Origin of the sequence: Neisseria sp. P0004.S004 (assembly GCF_051963335.1) — a bacterium.
In the GTDB taxonomy this organism is placed as follows: Bacteria; Pseudomonadota; Gammaproteobacteria; order Burkholderiales; family Neisseriaceae; genus Neisseria.
In genome coordinates, this window is record NZ_JBQCUK010000002.1 from 13,433 (window position 1) to 29,775 (window position 16,343).

Annotated in this window: 16 protein-coding genes and 3 tRNA genes; 9 read left to right on the forward strand and 10 right to left on the reverse strand. The window is 53.3% G+C overall.

Going from position 1 to position 16,343, the window contains the following annotated elements; all coding sequences use genetic code 11:
- Nucleotides 1–249: 249 nt before the first annotated feature.
- From ACTHRY_RS01475 to folD, 9 genes are all read right to left on the reverse strand, one after another.
- Nucleotides 250–1,725, reverse strand: coding sequence for a surface lipoprotein assembly modifier (locus ACTHRY_RS01475; protein WP_239662101.1), 1,476 nt, complete (start codon nt 1,723–1,725; stop codon nt 250–252).
- A gap of 156 nt (nt 1,726–1,881) precedes the next feature.
- Nucleotides 1,882–2,253 carry a hypothetical protein gene (locus tag ACTHRY_RS01480; RefSeq protein ID WP_036492581.1) on the reverse strand — a complete coding sequence of 124 codons (372 nt, stop codon included), beginning with the start codon at nt 2,251–2,253 and terminating at the stop codon, nt 1,882–1,884.
- A 172-nt stretch (nt 2,254–2,425) separates the two neighbouring features.
- Nucleotides 2,426–3,121, reverse strand: a complete 696-nt coding sequence (locus ACTHRY_RS01485) for a M48 family metallopeptidase (protein ID WP_440373977.1) — start codon at nt 3,119–3,121, stop codon at nt 2,426–2,428.
- Between the two features lie 49 nt (nt 3,122–3,170).
- On the reverse strand, nt 3,171–3,902 hold the full coding sequence (locus ACTHRY_RS01490) for a lysophospholipid acyltransferase family protein (RefSeq protein ID WP_049347813.1): 732 nt from the start codon (nt 3,900–3,902) through the stop codon (nt 3,171–3,173).
- Between the two features lie 75 nt (nt 3,903–3,977).
- Entirely contained in the window at nt 3,978–4,556 is a 579-nt protein-coding gene (gmhB, locus tag ACTHRY_RS01495; protein ID WP_440373978.1) for a D-glycero-beta-D-manno-heptose 1,7-bisphosphate 7-phosphatase, read from the reverse strand.
- An 11-nt stretch (nt 4,557–4,567) separates the two neighbouring features.
- Nucleotides 4,568–5,020: a DUF7832 domain-containing protein gene (locus tag ACTHRY_RS01500; protein ID WP_440373979.1), complete on the reverse strand. Its 453-nt coding sequence runs from the start codon at nt 5,018–5,020 to the stop codon at nt 4,568–4,570.
- Nucleotides 5,021–5,114: 94 nt separating this feature from the next.
- Nucleotides 5,115–6,356 carry an aromatic amino acid transporter gene (locus tag ACTHRY_RS01505; protein ID WP_440373980.1) on the reverse strand — a complete coding sequence of 414 codons (1,242 nt, stop codon included), beginning with the start codon at nt 6,354–6,356 and terminating at the stop codon, nt 5,115–5,117.
- Nucleotides 6,357–6,485: 129 nt separating this feature from the next.
- Nucleotides 6,486–7,559, reverse strand: coding sequence for an AI-2E family transporter (locus tag ACTHRY_RS01510; protein ID WP_049322947.1), 1,074 nt, complete (start codon nt 7,557–7,559; stop codon nt 6,486–6,488).
- 84 nt (nt 7,560–7,643) lie between these two features.
- Complete coding sequence (folD, locus tag ACTHRY_RS01515) at nt 7,644–8,495, reverse strand: bifunctional methylenetetrahydrofolate dehydrogenase/methenyltetrahydrofolate cyclohydrolase FolD (RefSeq protein WP_049322948.1); 852 nt, start codon at nt 8,493–8,495, stop codon at nt 7,644–7,646.
- Nucleotides 8,496–8,695: 200 nt separating this feature from the next.
- Between folD and ACTHRY_RS01520 the strand changes: the two genes are divergently transcribed.
- The 6 genes from ACTHRY_RS01520 (at nt 8,696) to ACTHRY_RS01545 (ending at nt 12,351) form a co-directional block, all read left to right on the forward strand.
- Nucleotides 8,696–8,773 (forward strand) — tRNA-Pro (locus ACTHRY_RS01520).
- Nucleotides 8,774–8,800: 27 nt separating this feature from the next.
- Nucleotides 8,801–8,877 (forward strand) — tRNA-Arg (locus ACTHRY_RS01525).
- A gap of 9 nt (nt 8,878–8,886) precedes the next feature.
- Nucleotides 8,887–8,962: transfer RNA gene (locus ACTHRY_RS01530), tRNA-His, on the forward strand.
- 261 nt (nt 8,963–9,223) lie between these two features.
- Nucleotides 9,224–9,730 (forward strand): adenylyltransferase/cytidyltransferase family protein, encoded by a 507-nt coding sequence (locus ACTHRY_RS01535; protein WP_107723979.1) that lies wholly within the window; start codon nt 9,224–9,226, stop codon nt 9,728–9,730.
- The gene (locus ACTHRY_RS01540) at nt 9,727–11,487 is read left to right on the forward strand and encodes a bifunctional biotin--[acetyl-CoA-carboxylase] ligase/type III pantothenate kinase (protein ID WP_440373981.1); all 1,761 of its coding nucleotides are present in this window, start codon (nt 9,727–9,729) and stop codon (nt 11,485–11,487) included. The genes ACTHRY_RS01535 and ACTHRY_RS01540 overlap by 4 nt, the downstream gene beginning before the upstream one ends.
- Nucleotides 11,488–11,502: 15 nt before the next feature.
- Nucleotides 11,503–12,351, forward strand: coding sequence for a cell division protein (locus tag ACTHRY_RS01545; RefSeq protein ID WP_440373982.1), 849 nt, complete (start codon nt 11,503–11,505; stop codon nt 12,349–12,351).
- Between the two features lie 395 nt (nt 12,352–12,746).
- On the opposite strand, the gene ACTHRY_RS01550 is transcribed toward ACTHRY_RS01545, so the two are convergent.
- Nucleotides 12,747–13,262, reverse strand: coding sequence for a DUF4189 domain-containing protein (locus ACTHRY_RS01550; protein ID WP_308881618.1), 516 nt, complete (start codon nt 13,260–13,262; stop codon nt 12,747–12,749).
- Nucleotides 13,263–13,519: 257 nt separating this feature from the next.
- Between ACTHRY_RS01550 and tldD the strand changes: the two genes are divergently transcribed.
- The 3 genes from tldD to prmC are packed head-to-tail and all read left to right on the forward strand — an operon-like array spanning nt 13,520 to nt 16,278.
- Nucleotides 13,520–14,962 (forward strand): metalloprotease TldD, encoded by a 1,443-nt coding sequence (tldD, locus tag ACTHRY_RS01555; protein WP_036492608.1) that lies wholly within the window; start codon nt 13,520–13,522, stop codon nt 14,960–14,962.
- Nucleotides 14,963–15,014: 52 nt separating this feature from the next.
- Complete coding sequence (locus ACTHRY_RS01560; RefSeq protein WP_070822043.1) at nt 15,015–15,476, forward strand: hypothetical protein; 462 nt, start codon at nt 15,015–15,017, stop codon at nt 15,474–15,476.
- On the forward strand, nt 15,466–16,278 hold the full coding sequence (gene prmC, locus ACTHRY_RS01565; RefSeq protein WP_440374009.1) for a peptide chain release factor N(5)-glutamine methyltransferase: 813 nt from the start codon (nt 15,466–15,468) through the stop codon (nt 16,276–16,278). The genes ACTHRY_RS01560 and prmC overlap by 11 nt, the downstream gene beginning before the upstream one ends.
- Nucleotides 16,279–16,343: the final 65 nt, after the last annotated feature.

Genomic DNA, 16,343 nt, shown 5'->3' on the forward strand with positions numbered 1-16,343 from the left:
CTTGATTTTTTGTTTTAGCAATTTTATTCTAAAATTTCTTTATTTTAATTATTTTATAGAATTTAAAATCAGTTTATTTGTTTAAATTAATATTTAATGCTGTTATAAAATTTCGTTTATACAATGGAAAAATTGAGGGTTTATCGAAAATATGGGCCGTCTGAAATATTCAGACGGCCTTGTGAGTTTAAAACAGCCAAAATAGAGATTGCATCACAGTGTGGGCAATATGGCTTTGGTTTCTACTTGTCAGAATGTTTTGCTCAGTTCGACAAACATTTTGGTTTTGCCGTATTCGTAGAACTTGTCGTTGCTCCATGTTTTGTTGTGGGCAATGGTCAGGCGCGGGGTGATGCCTTTGAAATGGAGGGCGCGGTGCCATACGCTTAGGGAGGCGGAGGCTTCTTTGTCGCGGCGGTTTTGTTCGTTGCTGAAGAAGCTGGGGGCTTGGTAAAGGCGTTGGGCGACGCTGAGGCGTAGGACGGTGGAGAGGCCTTTGGGCCATTCTTGTCCCCATGTGCCGCGCAGGGCGTAGCGGTTGAAGCTGTCGCTTTTGTCATCGCGGTTGCGTTCGCGGTAGAGGTCGATACCGGCTACCCAGTATTGGCGCGCGTTGCGGTGGTACACGATGGAATTGCTGAGCAGTTGGCTGGTGTTGTCGGAATGCTCGCGGCGGCTGTTTTTCAGACGGCCTGCTTCAAATGCGCTGAGGGTTTGCAGCTTGGGTTGCCACCAATGGTTGTAGTGAAGGCGTGCGCCGTTGGTGTAGGTGTAGGGGTCGTTGCCGTAGAAGCGGCGTTCGTGGAACGGGGTAATGCCGATATCGCTGCGCTGGTCGGCATAGCCGAGGCCTGCCGAGAAGCGTGTGGTGAGGTCGTTGTAGTTGGTGTGTTTGGGATAGATTTTGCCGTAATGGTCTGCGCCTGCCGTGGCATAGAAGCCGCGCGGCAGCGACCATTTTTTTTCTGCACCGATTTGGTAGTGGACGGCGGTGGCATCGATGGGCTCGGGGAAGGTCCAGCCTCGGAAGCAGTCGTCGTCAGGATAGACAAGGCGCACGGCGCGGCATTGTTCGTCGCTCAGGTGGTTGCCCAGACGGCGTTGGCCGGGGGCTTGGTTGATGTTTTGTTCGCGTGTGATGTTCAGGCCAGCGTTGAATTGCCATGAGTCGCGTTCGCGTAGGGCTTTGCGGTAGGTTTCGATGCGTTCTTGCAAGGCGGGCGGGAGGGATTCGGTTTGCAGTTTGTCGAACTGGTCGGCCGCGGCTTCGTTTTGTTTGTCTTCAAACAAGGCGGTTGCAAGCTGCCAGCGGACGGCGGAGGCGTCGGGCTGCTCGGCGATAAAGCGGCGGTAATGGCCGACGGCTTCGGCGGCGCGCCCTTCGGATTGGGCAAGCAAACCTTTGGCATAGCGTGCCATGGCACGGTCGTGTTCTGGCCATTGTTCGTAAATGGGTAAAACGGCTTTGATGCCGGGGATGTTGTGGGCGACAACGGCGGAATACATGGCGCGTGCCAGTAATTCGGTGTTGGCAAGCAGGGTGTCGGCATCGACGTTGATGATTTTTTCAGACGGCCTGTTTGTCTGCTCGGCAGGTATGTTGTGCGTTTCGGGTTGTTGGGGTTCGGCAGTGTTGACTTGAAGCTCGGGTTTCACGTCGGGCGGCACATCGGCGGCGTGAAGGGAAAGGGGAAGGATGGTGAGGAGGAGCAGACGTTTTTTCATGGCAATGTTTGGGATGTTATCGGTATAAGTGGGCAGATTGTACAATGTTTTGAGTTGGAAATTTTGCAAACCGATTGCCATTTTATCTGATAAAGACGACAAAAGGCCGTCTGAAACCCGATGGGATTTCAGACGGCCTTTGTTTACGGATCGGATTTAGTTTTTATCCAAATCTAAATCGGCTTTGTATTCGATACGGCCTTGGCCTTTGTCTTCGATGGAAACGTCCAGCTCTTGTTTGCCGCGTTTGAATTTCAGATCGGCATCGTCGTGTTTGATTTCGGACTCGACCACATGGAAACCTTTGCTGCGCGCGTGGGCGATCACTTTTTTGGCCAGGGAAGGAATGGAATTGTGTCGGCCGGAAAGTTCGGCTTCGTATTCAAACTCACCGTCGCCTTGATGATCGGCTTTGATGGTGTGTGCGCCTGCCGGACGGTAGATTTCGGAAGGCAGCGGGGAGGCGAATGCCGTGGCGGAGAAAAGAGCCAAAATGCCGGTGGCCAGTAACGATTTTGCTTTGGTCATCGGTTTTCCTTTCTGAAAAGGGTTTGGAGAACGACATCATCTTATCGGCATGCCTGTAGGGCGGCAAGCGGATAAACTCGATTTTACGCGCGGCTACATGATTTGTTTGGAAGGCGTTGATTCTTTGCCTTGGGCCGGTGTTTGCTTGCAGAAAAATACTGAAAGTAAAGGCTTAGCCGAGAAGGAACAATTCGCCTCCGTGTGCCTTCAGCCATTGTTTGGCTTGATCGACATGCGGTGTGAGCGAGCGGGTCAGCGCCCAAAATGCAGGGCTGTGGTCGGGATGGCGCAGGTGGGCGAGTTCGTGCAGGCAGACGTAGTCGGCGACATATTCGGGCGCGCCGATGAGTCGCCAGTTGAGGCGGATGCCGGTGGTGTGGCGGCAAACACCCCAGAAGGTTTTGGCGTTGGAAAGGGAAATGGCGCTCGGGGTCAGGCGGGTGGTTCGGATATGGCTTTCGAGACGCGGCAGCAGGTATTCGTGCGCACGTTCGAGCAGGAAGCGGCGCAAATGGGTGAGTTGGGCGGCGGTTTCTTTTTCGGGCAACAGGATTTCAGACGGCCTGATTTGGATGTGGTTTGCCGTGTGGACGGACAAGGCCGTCTGAACGCCTTGATACCAAATCCATTCGGGAAGCGTGTCGGTGGATTTTTGCTGGGCTGGTGTTTTGTTTAGGGTGCGGCGCAGGATGGCCTCGTTGTCGTTCAGCCATTGGGTAAAGTTGCGCTGGGTCACAAACGGCGGGATATTGATGCTGACGGTATCAGCGGAAACGGGGCGCAAGATAAGGTTTTTCTTGGCACTGCGTTTGAGCTGGATATGAATGGTCAGGCCGTCTGAAAGGGTGTGGGTATGGAGGCGGGGCATGGTGTTTGAGGGAAAGGAGCGGGCATGGCGACCCACCCGATGGAATGATTTATTTGGTTTGGGGCGCGAACGGGCCTTGTCCGGTAATCAGGGGCTGTTGGCTTTCTATCCATTGCTCGCATTGGGCCATGAGTTCGGCTTCGTTGCCGCTGCCGTAGGCAATGGGTTTGCCGATGATGACGCTGACGGTGCCGGGGTATTTGAGGAAGGAGTTGCGCGGCCAAAACTCGCCGCTGTTGAGCGCGACGGGGACGATGTCCATCTCAAACATTTTTGCCATACGCGCGCCGCCGAGTTTGTAGCGGCCTTTTTCGCCGGGCGGCAGGCGTGTGCCCTCGGGGAAAATGGTAATCCAGTAGCCTTCGTTTTTGCGCGCAAGGCCTTGTTCTATCAGCTGCCTGTTGGCTTCGCGGCTGTTGCTGCGGTCGATGCCGATGGTTTTAACCAGTTTCAAGCCCCAGCCGAAGAAAGGGATTTTGAAAAGTTCGCGTTTGGCAACATAGACTTGAGGCGGAAAAATTTCTTGCAGGGCGAGGGTTTCCCAGCCGCTTTGGTGTTTGGCGCAAATGATGGCCGGTCGGTCGGGAATGTTTTCCGCGCCGCTTAAGGTGTAGTTCAAACCGATGACGTGTTTGAGCGACCAATTGAGGATGCGTACCCAAACTTGTGCCATTTTGTGCGCGCCGCCTTGGAAGGGCAGGGCAAGCAGCATAAAGGGGAACAGCAAAATAATGCTGGAGGAAAGGATGAACCAGTAAATCAGGTTGCGGATAATCAGCATATCGGGGAAAAGTCTGTCGTTGGAAGGCCGTCTGAACGCCGGTGTGATCAGGTTTCAGACGGCCTTGTTGTTTGTTTATAAGATGGCTTGCGCGGTTTCTTCGATTTGTGTGTTTTCGCGCATGATGTATTGCGAGAAAGCGAGCAGGTTGTCGAAGATTTGGGTGTGTTCGGGCAGGTCTTGTTCGTGTTGGACCAGCGTTTTTTTGCCTTTGCCGGTCAGGACGAGCGCAGATTTGCCGCCAGCGGCATCAATGGCCTGCAGGTCGCGCAGGCTGTCGCCGACCAGCCAGGTTTCGGCAGCATCGGCTTTGAAGCGTTCGATGATGTCGAGAATCATGCCGGGTTTGGGTTTGCGGCATTCGCAGTTGTCGACGGCGGTATGCGGGCAAAACCATATGCCGTCGATGGTGCCGCCGGCTTGAACGGCAAGGCGGTGCATTTTCGCGTGCATTTCGGTCAGGTCTTGCACGGTAAAGTATTTTCGGCCGATGCCGGATTGGTTGGTGGCCACGGCGATGGTGTAGCCTGCCTGCGTTAAAAAGGCGATGGCATCCATGCTGCCTTCGATGGGAATCCATTCGTCAACGGATTTGACGAAATCGTCGCGGTCTTGATTGATGACGCCGTCGCGGTCGAGGATGATGAGTTTCATGGTTCGGGCCCTTATTTTTCTGCTTTCAAACTGCTTTGCCATTTTTCAAAGGCCGTCTGAAAAACGGGTGTCAGTTTGGCGAAGGTTTCCGGGGTGTTTTTGACGTGGTAGAAGCCGCCGAGCGAGGGCGTGTCGAGGGCGAGGACGTAGTCTTCCATAAATGCGCCGTAGCCGTCTTCTTCGTCGGTGTAGTAGAACTCGGTAAACCGTTGGCCGAGTTCGGTAAAGTCGTCCGCCGTCAATGCGCCGTCCATGTGTTTGAGCAGGAAGTGCCGTCCGCTGATCGTGCCTGCGGTCATGGCGGCGAAGTCGGCCTCGGTTTCGGGGGCGGTTTGCCAGACGGGGTTGACGAGGCCTGATTTTGCCGCCCACTGCCAGTACATGCCGATGTGGGTGGCGGCGTTTTCGGGCGGGAGCTGGTCGGGATAGTCTTCGTCGAGGTGGAAACGGATATTGTCGTACATGGACGGGGTTCGTTGGGGGGAAAGGGGGTATTGTAGCGGAAAATAATGAATTAGGCCGTCTGAAAGAGGGTGTTTCAGACGGCCTTAAGGGAATTTAACCTTTAAATACGGGAACAAGCTCCATTTGGCTCAATATTTGGGCGGCAATGTTGATGACGCCGAAGAGGAAAACCCAAACCATCAGCCGGAATCCGCCGTAAACTTGGTAGTTTTTGCCGGCGCCGAATTTTTTGCGCGAGCGGTAGAGCAGCATGGCCGGGATGATGCCGGTCCAGATGGTAGCGGCCAGGCCGACATAGCCGATGGCGGTAACGAAGCCGGTGGGGAAGAGCAGGCAGGAAATCAGGGGCGGTAGGAAGGTCAGCGCGGCGGTTTTGGTGCGGCCGGAGATGCTGTCGTTCCATTTGAAGATGTCGGCGATGTAGTCGAACAGGCCGAGTGTTACGCCGAGGAAGGACGTTGCAATCGCCATGTAGGAGAACAGGGTCAACACTTTGTCCATATTGCCGGTTTGGGCGAACTTGGACAGCGTTTCGATCAGGACGGAAACTTGGCCTTCGGCGGCGATAACCGGTGCAAACTCGCTGCGCGGCAGGTTGCCTTGGATGGCGATTTGCCAGAGGACGTAAATCACCAAGGCAATCAGCGTGCCCGACCACAGGGATTTGGCCACTTTGGGCGCGTCGCCTTTAAAGTATTTGAGCAGGCTGGAGACGTTGCCGTGGAAGCCGAATGAGGCAAGGCAGACGGGCAGTGCAGTGGCAGCATACATCCAGTAGTGGGTGCCGGCCGGGGCTTGGGTGTCAAACAAAACAGGCATTTTGGCATCGGCAATCAGGCCGCCGGTTGCCCAAATAAAGGTCAATACCATGCCGCCGATAAGGATGCTGGTGAAGCGGTCAACCAAGCGTGCGGATGCCCAAACGCAAAAGGCGAGGATGCCGAAGAAGACGAGTTGGCCGACGGAGAGCGAAATTTCGCCGCCTACCGCGCTGCCGATGCCTTTGGCGGTCAGGTCGCCGCCGACGAAGATGTAGGCGTAGGTGAGCAGGTATAAAACGAAAGCGACGGCAACGCCGTTGATGATGTTCCAAGCCGGGCCGAGTAGGTCTTTGACCATGGTGTCGAAGCTGGCGCCGTGCGGATAATGGGTGTTGACTTCCAAAATCATCAGGCCGCTGGAGAGCATGGAAAACCAGGTGTACAGCAACACGACCAGCGAGCCGGCAAACCAGACGCCGGAGGTGGCGGTCGGATTGGCAAGCATGCCTGCGCCGATAACCGTACCGGCGATAATCATCGCGCCGCCGAATAGGGAAGGGGTTTTGGTTGACATTGTTTGTCTTTCTTCTAGAAATGCGTGGTTGTCATTATGCCGTAAAGTGTAAGAAAAGGTAAAGCAAAGGCCGTCTGAAAACCCGATTGTCGTTTTCAGACGGCCTTTGATGTGTATAAATGCAACTGATTAAATCAATTTTCGCAGTTTCAATTCGTTTTTCAAATAGGCGTAATAAACCGGCGCGACGATGATGCCGCCGATGCCGAAAATGCGTTCAAAGACGACCATTGCCACCAGCAATTCCCACGCGCTGGATTCGATTTCCGAGCCGATGATTTTGGCGTTGAGGAAATATTCGAGCTTGTGGATGACAACGAGGAACACCAGCGAGGCGAGTGCGACGTAAAGCGATGCGCCGAGGCTCAAAATAATGATGATGGTGTTGGAAATCAGGTTGCCCGCCACCGGAATCAGGCCGACGATAAAGGCGACGATCAGGACGGTCATTTTAAACGGCAGCTCAACGCCGAACAGCGGTAAAACCAAGTAAAGGTACAGGCCGGTCAGGAAAGTGTCGATCAGCGAGATTTTGACTTGGGCGAGGAACACGCGTTCAAAGCTGGTTTCAAAAGTGACGATGCGTTGCACCAATTCGGCTTTAAACAATGGCATTTTGCGGCGGTTTTTACGCATTTTCAGGCGGTGGAAGCTGAGCATGGCGCCGATAATGATGCCGATGAGGATGTACACGAAGGACGTGATGCTGTTTTTACTGATGCGGGTCAGCGCGGCGCGGTATTCGTCAATCAGCTTGATTGCCGAGGCTTTGATTTCGGCCATATTGTTGGGCAGCATATTGAGAATGGCCGCAGGCAGGTCTTGGCTGTTTTTGGTGTCTTCCAAAATCGCCGCCAGCTTGGCCAGCATAAAGCCGACGTGGCCGCCGTGTATCAGGTGGTAAATGCCCAAAGACATCATCGCAATGATGCTGAACACGATGGCCAGCGTCAGTGTGGTGGAAATCAGGTTGATATTGTGCGCGTTGAGCGATTTATGCAGCCGCGTGTTGCGCGGTAAAACACGGCGGCGGAGTTTGAGGATGACGCCGTTGGTGCGCGTAATAAAGATATAGGTCAGGATAACCGACAGCAGCAGCGGCAGCAGATGGTAGTGCAAGACAATCAGCAAAGCCAAACCCATCAGGATATAGGAAGCATTGCGGAAAGTCGGGTTGTCGGTGTGGGAAGCGAGTAAGGACATGTGAAGCCGATAAGGTAAAAAAACAAAAAACAGGTCAGGCCGTCTGAAAAACCATGTTCAGACGGCCTAATTTAATGACAGTGATTAATCGTGCAATGAGGCCGCGTGTAGCGTGTTTTCCAACAAAGTGGCAATCGTCATCGGGCCGACGCCGCCAGGAACGGGCGTAATCATGGACGCACGTTCTTTGGCAACGTCAAATTCCACGTCGCCGCACAGGCTGCCGTCGTCTAAGCGGTTGATGCCCACATCGATAACGACTGCGCCGGGTTTGATCCATTCGCCTTTAACAAAATTCGGAATGCCCACGCCGACCACCAAAATATCGGCGGCGGCAACTTCATCGGCAAGGTTTTGCGTGGCGCTGTGGCAGATGGTTACCGTCGCGCGGGACAGCAGCAATTCCAACGCCTGCGGGCGGCCGACAATATTGGACGCGCCGACAATCACGGCTTTTTTGCCTTTCGGGTCGATGCCGTAGGCTTCCAACAAAGTCATCACGCCTTTGGGTGTGCACGGGCGCATCAGCGGCATTTTGACGACCAGGCGGCCGACGTTGTAAGGGTGGAAGCCGTCCACATCTTTATGCGGCACGATACGTTCCAAAACCGCCTGGCTGTCGATGTGGGCCGGCAGCGGCAGTTGCACCAAAATACCGTCGACGGCAGAATCGCCGTTCAATTCGTCCACCAGTTTCAACAAATCGTCTTGCGTGGTTTCAGACGGCAGCTCGTAAGAGCGAGATTCGATGCCGCTTTTTTGGCAGGCCAGTTTTTTATTGCGTACATAAACCGCGCTGGCAGGGTCGTCGCCGACCAATACCACCGCCAAACAAGGCGTGTGCAAACCTTTTCCCTGACGCGCCTTTACCGCCTGCGCGACCGCCTCGATGCGTTGCTGGGAGATTTTTTTTCCGTCTATAAGTTGAGCAGTCATGATTTTCCTTCTAAATAGGGACAAATATTGCGTTCAAATTATCGCATTTTTCAGACGGCCTGACACAAAAGAGTAGCCCCGATGACGAAACATAAAAATAAATAATGATTAAAAATAATAAGATAAATAAAAAATAGAAAAATAAAGCAAAGTAAGTGTTGACCGACTTGAAAAGGGTCTGTATAGTTCGGGTCTTCAGTCGGGGCGTAGCGCAGCCCGGTTAGCGCATCTGCTTTGGGAGCAGAGGGTCGTGAGTTCGAATCCCACCGCCCCGACCACAAAATTCTAAGCACGAATCGGCATGAGCGCCCGTAGCTCAACCGGATAGAGCACCGACCTTCTAAGTCGGGGGTTACAGGTTCGATTCCTGTCGGGCGTGCCAATTTTTACGGTGGCTGTAGCTCAGTTGGTAGAGCCCTGGATTGTGATTCCAGTTGTCGTGGGTTCGAGCCCCATCAGCCACCCCAGATGAAAGCCTGCATATTGTATGCAGGCTTTTTCCCGTTTATGCCCTGAATTTTACTTCAAGTTTATTGGGTTTCAAAAACAGTGTTCATCAAACCGTTCCATCATGGCAGCGGCAAAAACGGCGTTTACGGTGTCTGCCAAATGCCGATGAATACGCAGTCAAGCCCGAATATCGTACCGTTCGGTATCTTTTTATGGTGTTTCGCCGTTATCCTTTATAATACCCCGATTATTTTCTGTTTTATTCCCAAAGGAACCGCATCATGTCCGAATGGTCAGCTCCAGAATTCGAATCCAAAATCTGTCCGCCCGAAAAGCTGGCGGAGCGTTTGGCGGCATTGCCCCGTCCGCTGGTGTTTACCAACGGCTGTTTCGATATTCTCCACCGAGGCCATGTAACGTATCTGGCGCAGGCGCGATCGGCCGGTGCGGCTTTGGTATTGGCGTTGAATACCGATGCTTCGGTGCGCCGTCAGGGCAAAGGGGACGATCGTCCGATTAATCCTTTGGAAAACCGCGCGGCAGTGGCAGCGGCATTGGCGAGCGTGGATTTGGTCACATGGTTTGATGACGACACGCCGGCTGCGTTGATTGAAATGGTCAAACCCGATGTATTGATTAAAGGCGGCGATTGGCCTGTGGATAAAATTGTCGGTGCGGCCGAGACGTTTGCGCGCGGTGGCAAAGTATTTTCGATTCCGTTTTTACACCAGACTTCGACCACCAAAACGTTGGCGAAAATCCGTGAAGCCGGAGGAGGCGCATGACGGATTTGAACAGCCGCCATTGGGCCTTGCTCGCCGCGCTTTCAGACGGCCTGCCGCAACACGTTTCTCAGCTGGCGCGTGCGGCCGGGATGAAGCCGCAACAATTAAACGGATTCTGGCAGCAGATGCCGGGCCATATCCGCGGCTTGCTGCGCCAGCACGACGGGCAATGGCGTTTGGTGCGCCCATTGGCTGTGTTTGCCGAAGAATCTCTGCAACAAATGGCCGGGAAACATGGTTTTCGCGCGCAGTTGAAACACGAATGCTCGTCCAGCAACGATGAAATCATGGCGTTGGCGCGCCGGTCGGCAGGTTTGGCGCACAAGGCTTTGTGTGTGGCGCATTTTCAAACCAAAGGGCGCGGACGGCAGGGGCGAAGCTGGGTCAACCGACAGGGCGAATGCTTGATGTTCAGCCTAGGCTGGGCATTTGACAAGCCGCAGTATGAGCTGGGTTCGCTGGCGTTGGTGGTGGCATTGGCTTGCCGCCGTGCGCTTGCCGATATCGGTTTGGACGTGAACATCAAGTGGCCGAACGATTTGGTCGTGGCCAACGATAAATTGGCCGGCGTGTTGATTGAAACGACGCGGGTGGAAAATAAAACCGTCGCCGTCATCGGCATCGGCATTAATTTTGTATTGCCGAAAGAAGTGGAAAACGCTACTTCCGTACAGGCTTTGTTTCAGACGGCCTCTAAGCAGGGCGTAAGCGTCGAAGCCTTATTGAATGCGGTGTTGGCGCAACTCGATGCGCTGTTGAATGAATACGCGCAAAACGGATTTGCATCATGTGTCGGCGAATACGATGCCGCCAACCGCGACACAGGCAGGCCGGTCTTGCTGCTTCAAGAAGGGCGCGTTGTCCACGAAGGCGTGGTCAAAGGCGTGGACGCGCAAGGCGCGTTGCGTTTGCTGACAGACAAGGGTGAGAAAACCATCGTCAGCGGCGAAATCAGCTTGCGCCCGGATAACCGTCCGGCACAACCTGCCGCCGCCAAGCCGGAACGCTTTTTGCTGCTGGACGGCGGCAACAGCCAGTTGAAATGGGCGTGGGTGGAGAACGGCACATTTACCGAAGTCAGCCGTGCGCCGTATCGTGATTTGGCCAAGCTGGGCGAAGAATGGCTGCAATTTGCCGATGAAGATGTGAAGATTGTCGGTTGCGCCGTGTGCGGTTCGGTCAAAAAAGCGATGGTGGAAGAACAATTGACCCGTCCGGTCGAATGGCTGTCTTCCATGCCGCAGGCTTTGGGCATCCGCAACCATTACCGCCGCCCTGAAGAACATGGTTCCGACCGCTGGTTTAATGCGCTGGGCAGCCGCCGCTTTACGCAAAACGCCTGCGTAGTCGTCAGCTGCGGCACCGCCGTAACCACCGACGCGCTGACGGAAGACAATCATTATCTCGGCGGCACCATCATGCCCGGTTTCCACTTGATGAAAGAGGCGATGGCGCTCAAAACCGCTAACCTCAACCGCCCCATCGGCAAGGTATATCCGTTCCCGACCACAACGCCGAACGCCATTGCCAGCGGCATGATGGATGCCGTTTGCGGCGCGTTGATGATGATGCATGGCCGTCTGAAAGACAAAACGGGCGGGGGCAAACCGGTCGATATTATTATCACGGGCGGCGGTGCGGCCAGAGTCGTGCAAGCCTTGCCCGAGGCATTTGTTCATGACAATCAAGTGAAAATCGTCGATAATCTCGTGATTCACGGGCTCTTGCATTGGATTGCCCATCGCAACGGACAATAAAAAGGAAAACGCATCATGAAATGGCTGTTTGCGGTCTTGGTCGCACTCAACATCATTGTTTTTGGCAGCATGGTTGCCTATCGGACACAACATAAAACCGCCAAACCCGAATCTGCCTTGGAAGGCGGCACGCACGAATTATTGCGCCCGTCTTCTTTGGACGCGCCCAAAGCCGAGCCGCAGCAGGCATCGCAGCCCGATTGGGTGGCGGATGAATCAGACGGCCTGATCATGGCCGAACCCGAATCCGAATCCGAAGAAGCGGAAGCCTTGCGTAAAAAACAAGAAGCGCAGCAGTTGAAAGAGAAAAAAGAAAAAATGCGCCGCGAGAAAGAAGCGCAAGAACGCCGCGCCGCCGAAGAAGAGATGGACGCGGCCGGCGTGGAACGCTTGTGTACCAGCAGCGCCACCGTGGTGATGGATGAAGACGATTACCACCGTATCAAAGGCCTGTTGGGCAAATGGCCTCATGCGGCCAGCCGCAGTATCGAAAAACGTAACGGCGCATCCGGTAGCGAGACTTCTTCCAAAACCTTCCGTGTGGTCTTGCCTGCTGACGGCGACACTTCCGCCCAGCTTGATGCCTTGGGCAGCCGCGGCTTTAGCGGCAGCATTCACAACGGCGAAATCAGCATTGACGTAACACGCAGCCGTTCTTCCGCCCAAGTTTTGATTTCACGCTTGTCCAGCGCAGGTTTCGGCGGCGCGCGCATTGTCGAGCAGGAAGACAGAAGCGCGCCCGATACCGGTTTGAGCGTGGCGCGCATGACCGTGGTCTTCATGGCGGTCGACGAGCGCGATGCTCAAGACATCAGAAACATTGTCGGCCGTTATGGCAAATTGAACATGAAAACCTGCCGATAATCAGGTCTATTCGGTTTCAGACGGCCTGATAAGCAGCCGGTCAAGTCTGATAAACTGAACGCCGCAAAACACGAAACCCACTGTATCGGCAGTGGGTTTCATGTTTTTCGGTTTTGAGTATCTGATATAAAGGGGAACAGGTATGTTTCGTATATGCGCACTCCGAGTATCAAGAGATAATGGGGAAGAGGGGGATAAAATCTGTCGTTTAATGGCTCGGATTAGGACGTCTTCCGAGTGGTTTTGATTATACGCTAATAATAACTATTATCAATAGCAAAACTAAAAAAATAAGGGATTTTTCTGTAATAGATTGTTTTGTATGAGAATTAAATTTCAGTATCGTCTTTGCCGTGATTGAAAAGGCCGTCTGAATAAAGACGGCCTTTTGTCTATTAGAATTTAGGCAGTGAGCAAGTTTCTGGGATGAAAATCCTGCATCCAGAAACACCAGCATTCTGGCATCTTCTTAAAGCTTTTTCTTCTGTAAGCCCAGGTTTTTCTGTAACCGTGAATAGTGTTGGTTTCTCTTCATTGCCTCGTGCACTAGCAACACAACCATTTCTTGCCCATACAAGTAATTTGCATGGGGCGTTGCTTCCTCCACGTTCACAAGTTCTAATGGCCTCTTTCTCTGCTGCAGTACGGGAATCCATATCGAGAGCACCCCCTGATATACCAGTTTCTAAATTCATGGCTAGTGCCAAATATTTTGAAGGAACATTAATATTAATAATTTTTGGTTGGCTCTGAGCAGCAGAGTTAGGTCTTCCTACATTATATAGAATCTGTTGACCTGAGCTGTCAATAATACGGCATGTTCCAGTTGCCGGTTGGTATTCACCGCCGCAGCCGTTGGCATAAACATTAAGGCTTGCCAGCCCTAGCAATACAACAAGTAACTTTTTCATTTTAATTCCAATCTATTTATTATTTGAATCTTTATCAGCCTGCCGCTGCATCAATCATACGATGATTTGTTATCTTCTTCACACGGCTGACGTTGAAATAGGGTAAGGTAAACATTTCAACCCTATATTTCAGACGGCCTTTTGATTTGTTTCAATCACTCATAAACCCAAGCAATCAACATATCCAAAGCCATATAAAATGCCGTATAATCAAGACCAAATTAACTTTGCCTGCTCGTCGGGTCGTCTGAAAAATTATGCAACAAACCTACGCCGCCGTACAGCGAGATTTGCTCGAAGCCAACCATCTTTCCCCCGATTTGCTCGCCCAAAGCCTGAGCATTATCGGCGCCAACCATGTCGATTATGCCGACATCTATTGTCAGCGTACTGCCTATGAAAGCTGGCATTTGGAAGAGGGCATCGTCAAATCGGGTAGCTTCCAAATCGATCAGGGCGTAGGCGTGCGTGCCGTTTCGGGCGATAAAACCGCTTTTGCCTACGCCGACAGCCTGTGTATCGATTCGATCAACCGCTCTGCCAAAGCAGTGCGCGTGATTGGTGCGGCCGGCGGCGAAGCCAGCGTCAAAGTGCCGACACCTGCCTACGGTAAGCCTGTCCACATGGCGATTGACCCTATTGCCAGCCTCGATTCCGCTGCCAAAGTCGCGCTGTTAAACAAAGTCGAAACGCTGGCCAAAGCCGCCGATCCGCGTATCGTACAAGTGATGGCCGGTTTGACCTGCGAATACGACATGGTGTACATCGCCCGTTTGGACGGTAAACACGCTGCCGACATCCGCCCGATGGTGCGCATGAACGTAACTGTCATTGCCAAGCAGGGCGAGCGTCGCGAGCAGGGCAGCGCGGGCGGCGGCGGGCGTTATGATTTGGCGTATTTCGATGAAAATTTGGTGCATCGGTTTGTCGATTCCGCCGTCAAACAAGCGCTGACCAACCTCGAATCCCGTCCTGCGCCTGCCGGCGAGATGACTGTCGTTTTGGGCAACGGCTGGCCGGGCGTGTTGCTGCACGAAGCGGTCGGACATGGTTTGGAAGGCGATTTCAACCGTAAAGAAACCAGCGTTTTCTCCGGCCGAATCGGTGAGCGCGTGGCCGCCAAAGGCGTGACCGTTGTGGATCAAGGCGATATTGCCGACAGACGCGGGTCGCTCAATATCGACGACGAAGGCAATGAAACCCGCCGTACTGTATTGATTGAAGACGGTATTTTGGTCGGCTATATGCAGGACGAGACCAACGCCCGCCTGATGGGTACGCAATCGACCGGCAACGGCCGCCGCGAAAGTTACGCCTCCGCACCTATGCCGCGCATGACTAATACCTTTATGGAAAACGGCGGCTATGAGCCGGAAGAAATCATTGCGTCCATCGACAAGGGCATTTACGCCGTTAACTTCGGCGGCGGGCAAGTGGACATTACCAGCGGCAAGTTTGTGTTCAGCGCATCCGAAGCGTGGTGGGTGGAAGGCGGCAAGCTGCAATACCCTGTCAAAGGTGCAACCATCATCGGCAACGGCCCCGAAGTGCTGAAACACGTTTCCATGATAGGCAACGACTCTGCGCTCGACAGCGGCATCGGCGTCTGCGGCAAAGAAGGGCAGAGCGTTCCTGTCGGCGTCGGACAACCGACCCTGAGGATTGATGCCGGACTGACCGTCGGCGGTAGCGAAATTTAAACGGCAGGCCGTCTGAAAGGTTTCAGACGGCCTTTTACATTAGGATAAAACCATGCAGAAAGAGAATCGGAAATCAAGTTTTCCCATAGCGATGTTGCTGGTGTCGGTTGCACTGTGGATAGCGTCTTTGTCCAATGTTGCATTTTATTTGGGCAATCATGAAAGCATGAAGGGTGTAACCGTTTTGATTTTGGGGTCGATATTTGCTTCTTTGGATATCAGGTATTGTGCGGCCTATGCGAATTATGTTTTGTTGGCGGCCATTGTTTTGCTGGCGTTGCGGAAGAAGGTCGTGCCTGTCCATGCGGCACTTTGGGGCTTGGCGTTGGTGGCTTTCAGTGTGAAAGCCGTACATGTCGATGAAGCAGGAAATACGGCGGATATCGTGCGTTACGGTGCAGGATTTTATTTGTGGTATGCCGCATTTGCGGTTGCCACCATCGGCACGTTTGCCGGAAAGAATAAGGAAAGAAAAGCCGCAACGCTGGCAGATGGGACGAAAAATGACGCTTGATGAATGGTTGCGCCAATCGGCACTGCCCAAAAATGAAGCGCGGATGTTGTTGCAATATGCGCTGAGTTACACGCGCGCGCAGCTGGTTACACGCGGTACGGACGATTTGGCAGAATCTGCCCTGCAAACCTTGGAGATTTTGACGCAACGCCGTCTGAAAGGCGAGCCGATGGCCTATCTGTTGGGCGAACGTGAGTTTTACGGACGACGTTTTGCCGTCAATCCCCATGTGCTGATTCCACGCCCTGAAACCGAGCATTTGGTGGAAGCCGTGCTCAAACGCTTGCCGCCGCAAGGCCGCGTGTGGGATTTGGGGACGGGTAGTGGCGCCATTGCCGTGACCGTCGCGCTTGAACGCGTTGATGCCGATGTTCGCGCATCTGATATCAGCGTCGGTGCTTTGGATACTGCCCGTCAAAATGCGGCCGAATTGGGCGCAAAAGTGGAGTTTGCGCAGGGTTCGTGGTTTGATACCGACAGGCCGTCTGAAGGCCAATATGATGTGATTGTTTCCAATCCGCCGTACATCGAGGACGGCGATGAACATTTATCGCAAGGCGATTTGAGGTTTGAGCCGCAAAATGCGTTGACCGACTTTTCAGACGGTCTCAGCCATATCCGCCACATTACCCAAGAAGCCCCCAAATACCTGAAAGCCAACGGCTGGCTGCTGTTTGAACATGGCTATGACCAAGGCGAAGCAGTGCGAAATATTATGCTGGAGAACGGTTTTGTCGAAGTGGCAACCGAACAGGATTTGGCTGGATTGGACAGGGTCACGCTGGGGCGTTTGCCTGCTTAGTGGGCATGGTTTGTCGAATATATAAAAAAGGGCGTGTCGATCACGCCCTTTTGGTTTTCTGGTTT